The 4,541-nt window shown below is 58.0% G+C and carries 4 protein-coding genes and 1 other RNA gene; 4 read left to right on the forward strand and 1 reads right to left on the reverse strand.

The window, feature by feature from the left end; all coding sequences use genetic code 11:
• A partial coding sequence (locus tag AC1D1P_RS14960) for a DNA topoisomerase (ATP-hydrolyzing) (RefSeq protein WP_477673526.1) occupies nt 1-1,707 on the reverse strand: 1,707 nt, incomplete at its 3' end.
• Nucleotides 1,708-1,959: 252 nt separating this feature from the next.
• On the opposite strand from AC1D1P_RS14960, the gene ompA reads away from it, so the two are divergent.
• From ompA to ssrA, 4 genes are all read left to right on the forward strand, one after another.
• Nucleotides 1,960-2,595, forward strand: coding sequence for an outer membrane protein OmpA (gene ompA, locus AC1D1P_RS14965; RefSeq protein WP_477667946.1), 636 nt, complete (start codon nt 1,960-1,962; stop codon nt 2,593-2,595).
• A 65-nt stretch (nt 2,596-2,660) separates the two neighbouring features.
• Nucleotides 2,661-3,368, forward strand: a complete 708-nt coding sequence (gene ubiG / locus AC1D1P_RS14970; protein ID WP_477646284.1) for a bifunctional 2-polyprenyl-6-hydroxyphenol methylase/3-demethylubiquinol 3-O-methyltransferase UbiG — start codon at nt 2,661-2,663, stop codon at nt 3,366-3,368.
• Between the two features lie 28 nt (nt 3,369-3,396).
• Complete coding sequence (locus AC1D1P_RS14975) at nt 3,397-4,062, forward strand: HAD-IA family hydrolase (RefSeq protein WP_477673527.1); 666 nt, start codon at nt 3,397-3,399, stop codon at nt 4,060-4,062.
• Nucleotides 4,063-4,074: 12 nt separating this feature from the next.
• Nucleotides 4,075-4,461, forward strand: a transfer-messenger RNA (tmRNA) gene (gene ssrA, locus AC1D1P_RS14980).
• Nucleotides 4,462-4,541 lie beyond the last annotated feature (80 nt).

Here is a 4,541-nt window from a genome sequence, read left to right on the forward strand (position 1 = left end):
GTATTCCGACAGCGGCTGGCTCTTGATATATCCGGTGTGGGAAAGCGTCACCACCATGTCGGTGGGGGTGATCAGGTCTTCGGTACTGAGATCAAACGAGCTGTGCTCGATCTGGCTACGGCGGGCGCCGAGCTTTGTCTGGCCGAATTCCAGCTTGATAGCCGACAGTTCCTCGCCAATGATGATGGAAACCCGTTCTGGTTTTGCCAGGATGTCGAGCAAGTCATCGATCTCAGCCATGACTTCCTTGTACTCSGCCACGATCTTGTCCTGCTCCAGGCCGGTCAGGCGTTGCAGGCGCATCTGCAGGATTTCCTGTGCCTGCGTTTCCGAGAGGCGGTACAGCCCGTCGTTGCCCATGCCAAACATTTTCTCGAGGCCATCGGGGCGGTAGTCATCGGCGTTGACCACGCCGCCATCGGCACGCGTGCGGGTCAGCATTTCGCGCACCAGGCTGCTGTCCCAGGGGCGCAGCATCAGCTCTGCCTTGGCGACGGGAGGCGTGGGGGCGTTGCGGATGATGGCGATGAAGTCGTCAATATTGGCCAGGGCCACTGCCAGGCCTTCCAGCACGTGTCCGCGTTCGCGCGCCTTGCGCAGCGTGAACACGGTGCGGCGCGTCACGACTTCACGGCGGTGCGACAGGAAGACCTGGATCAGGTCCTTCAGGTTGCAAAGCTTGGGCTGGCCGTTGACCAGTGCCACCATATTGATGCCGAAGGTGTCCTGCAGCTGGGTCTGCTTGTACAGGTTGTTCAGCACTACTTCGGGCACTTCGCCGCGCTTGAGTTCAATCACCAGGCGCATGCCCGACTTGTCGCTCTCGTCCTGGATATGGCTGATGCCTTCGATTTTCTTCTCATGCACCAGCTCGGCCATGCGCTCCTGAAGCGTCTTTTTATTGACCTGGTAGGGGAGCTCGTCGACGATGATCGACTGGCGCTGGCCCTTGTCGATGTCCTCGAAATGGCACTTGGCACGCATGACCACCTTGCCGCGGCCGGTGCGGTAGCCGTCCTTGACGCCGTTGATGCCGTAAATAATGCCGCCCGTGGGAAAGTCAGGTGCGGGCACGATCTCCATCAACTCATCAATGGAGGCCCCCGGGTTTTTCAGCATGTGAAGGCAGGCATCGACCACTTCGTTGAGGTTGTGAGGTGGAATGTTGGTTGCCATGCCCACCGCAATGCCACCTGATCCGTTGACCAGCAGGTTCGGCAAACGCGTAGGCATGACCAACGGTTCCTGCTCGCTGCCGTCGTAGTTGGGGCCGAAATCGACGGTTTCCTTGTCAAGGTCGGCCAGCAGTTCGTGGGCGATTTTTGACAGGCGGATTTCGGTGTACCGCATGGCCGCAGCGTTGTCGCCGTCGACAGAGCCGAAATTCCCCTGGCCGTCAACCAGCAGGTGGCGCAAGGAAAAGTCCTGGGCCATCCGCACAATGGTGTCGTAGACTGACTGGTCGCCGTGCGGATGGTACTTGCCGATCACATCGCCGACGATACGCGCTGACTTTTTGTAAGGGCGGTTCCAGTCGTTGTTCAGCTCGTGCATGGCAAAAAGCACGCGCCGGTGTACCGGCTTGAGGCCATCCCTTGCATCAGGCAGGGCCCGCCCAACGATCACGCTCATTGCGTAATCGAGGTAGCTTCGCCGCATTTCCTCTTCAAGACTGATGGGCAGGGTTTCTTTTGCGAACTGGGTCATGAGCGGCCTGGTTGGGATTTCGAGATTCTTGAAGGAAACCGCTGATTTTAAGGCCGGAGTTTAAAGCGATGGCCTGTGGCGGGACAGCAACAAATGCTGAAGAATCTTAAGTCTGTGTCAGACGAAGCCGATAGCGTGCTTGAAGGTTCAGACAGGTGTGGCACAATCGATGTAACGCTTTGAGTGATGGTCACTCACGGCGTGTAAATTACTAATCGCAGCCAGTCTGCGGCTTTTCTCTAGAGGAGAACCATGAAGAAACTCAACAAAGTGGCAATGTTGTTTGCTTCCGCAGCGCTTGTTACCGCCGCTGGTGCACAAACTATCGACAACTGGAAAAACGGTTCCAACGAACTGGTCTGGAAAAACGGTACCAACGAACTGTGCTGGCGTGACGCCAACTGGACGCCTGCTACTGCAGCGCCTGGTTGCGACGGCGCAATTGCCCCTGCGATGGCTCCTGCTGCTCCTCCGGTTGTTGGTCAAACTGCGACGCCTACTCCTACTCCTACCCCGCCTCCTCCTGCCGCGACGAAAGTTACCTACGCTGCTGACGCTTTCTTTGACTTCAACAAGTCAGTGATCAAGCCAGAAGGCAAAGCCAAGCTGGATGACCTGGTCGGCAAGATCAAGGACATCAACCTGGAAGTCATCATTGCCGTGGGTCACACCGACTCCGTGGGTAGCGATGCTTACAACCAGAAGCTGTCGGTTCGCCGTTCGGAAGCCGTCAAGGCATATCTCGTGTCCAAGGGCATCGAGAAAAACCGCGTCTACACTGAAGGCAAGGGCGAGAAACAGCCAGTTGCTGACAACAAGACCGCCGAAGGCCGCGCGAAGAATCGCCGCGTGGAAATCGAAGTGGTTGGCACCCGCGCCAACAAGTAATCCTCTGGGATCGCTTAAAAACCGCGCTACGGCGCGGTTTTTTTATGCCTCAACGATAATGCGTCATGTCTATCAGCGATAACTTCGACCCTGCCGAACTGGCGAAATTCTCGGACCTGGCCCACCGCTGGTGGGACACCGAGAGTGAATTTCGCCCCTTGCACCAGATCAATCCGCTCCGTTTGGGCTGGATTGAGAGCCTGGTTCCGCTCAAAGGGCTGCGTGTGCTCGACGTCGGCTGCGGCGGCGGCATTTTGGCCGACTCGATGGCACGCCGCGGCGCCGATGTCCTGGGCATTGATCTGGCGACCAAAGCGCTGAAAGTCGCCCAGCTTCACGCACTGGAGGCCCAGACCGAAGGTGTCCAATACCGTGAAATTAGCGCCGAAGCGCTGGCCGCCGAGCAGCCTGGCCGTTTTGATGTCGTCACCTGCATGGAAATGCTGGAGCACGTGCCCGACCCGTCTTCCATCGTCAAGGCCTGTGCCGCGCTGGTCAAGCCTGGCGGGTATGTGTTTTTTTCGACCATCAATCGCAATGCCAAGGCCTTTCTGTTTGCCATCGTTGGGGCGGAATACGTACTGAATATGCTGCCACGCGGCACCCACGAGTACGCCAAACTGATCAAACCCAGTGAGCTGGCCGGGTACTGCCGCGCCTCCGGTCTTTCGCTTGAGCAAACCCGGGGCATGGAATACAACCCCCTGACACGTCACTATTGGCTCAGTGCTGACACCAGCGTGAATTACCTGCTGGCCACGCAAAAGAGCTGAGTTTCGCTTTTACCTATATTCCCGCTACATGTTCCAAGACACCGATGCCGTGCTGTTCGACCTCGACGGCACCCTGATTGACAGTGCCCCTGATCTGGGCGCTGCGGCCGACAAAATGCGCACGGACCGTGGCCTGGAATCGCTGCCCCTTGCGCTTTACCGTCCCATGGCCGGCGCGGGTGCGCGCGGCATGATTGCCGTGGCCTTTGGGTTGGCGCCAGAAGACGCCGGCTTTGGTGAGCTCCGGGAGGAGTTTTTCAGCAACTACGAATCGCGCATGACCGAAAACACCTCCGTATTTGAGGGTGTGGTGGATCTGATCGCCCGCATCGACCAGATGGGCCTCAAATGGGGCGTGGTGACCAACAAGTCCGCCCGCTTCACCATTCCGCTGACCAAGGCCATGCCTTTGTTCAATACAGCGAAAACCATCATCAGTGGCGACACCACACCGCATGCCAAACCCCATCCGGCCCCCTTGCTGGAAGCGGCGCGCCAGCTCGAGCTCGCGCCCGGGCGCTGCATTTATGTCGGTGATGACGAGCGCGACATCCTCGCAGGACGGGCTGCGGGCATGCCCACGGTGGCCGCGGCCTACGGCTACCTCGGCAAAACCGCCGATACCGGGGACTGGAAAGCCGACGCCACCATCACTGCGCCCGGCGCGCTCTTGAATTTGCTGCGAATGGCGTAAACTAGGCCTCCTGGGGCTGCATTGGTTTCGACGTGGGTTCGGACGCGGTGTGGTGCATGTCGAGCTGAGTGTGCTCGTAAAACTGATTCAAACAAACTAACTGCAAACGACGAACGTTTCGCACTCGCTGCTTAATTGCCAGTGAGCTTTACAACAGCAGGCCGATGGGCTGGGCAAGGGGTGTTTAGCGCAAGTTAAATGCTCCCGGCTGTAAAGATAATTTCATCGGCTGGCTCTGGGCTGGGTACCTTAACCCGGGGCAAGAAAATAGGGTGCTGGCGTCCTGTGTAGCGTGCGACTGCGCGACACAGGTGGCGAGACTCAAATCAGACCGCTAAACATGTAGATCTGCCCGAACAAGGCTTGCGGACGGGGGTTCAAATCCCCCCAGCTCCACCATATATCAATCTGGCGTAGTCCAGAGAAGTCCAAAAAGACCGGTTTTCTCCTCTAAAGCCGGTCTTTTTTTGTCTGTACTC

The sequence above is a fragment of the Polaromonas sp. P1_E1_2 genome, assembly GCF_056406035.1.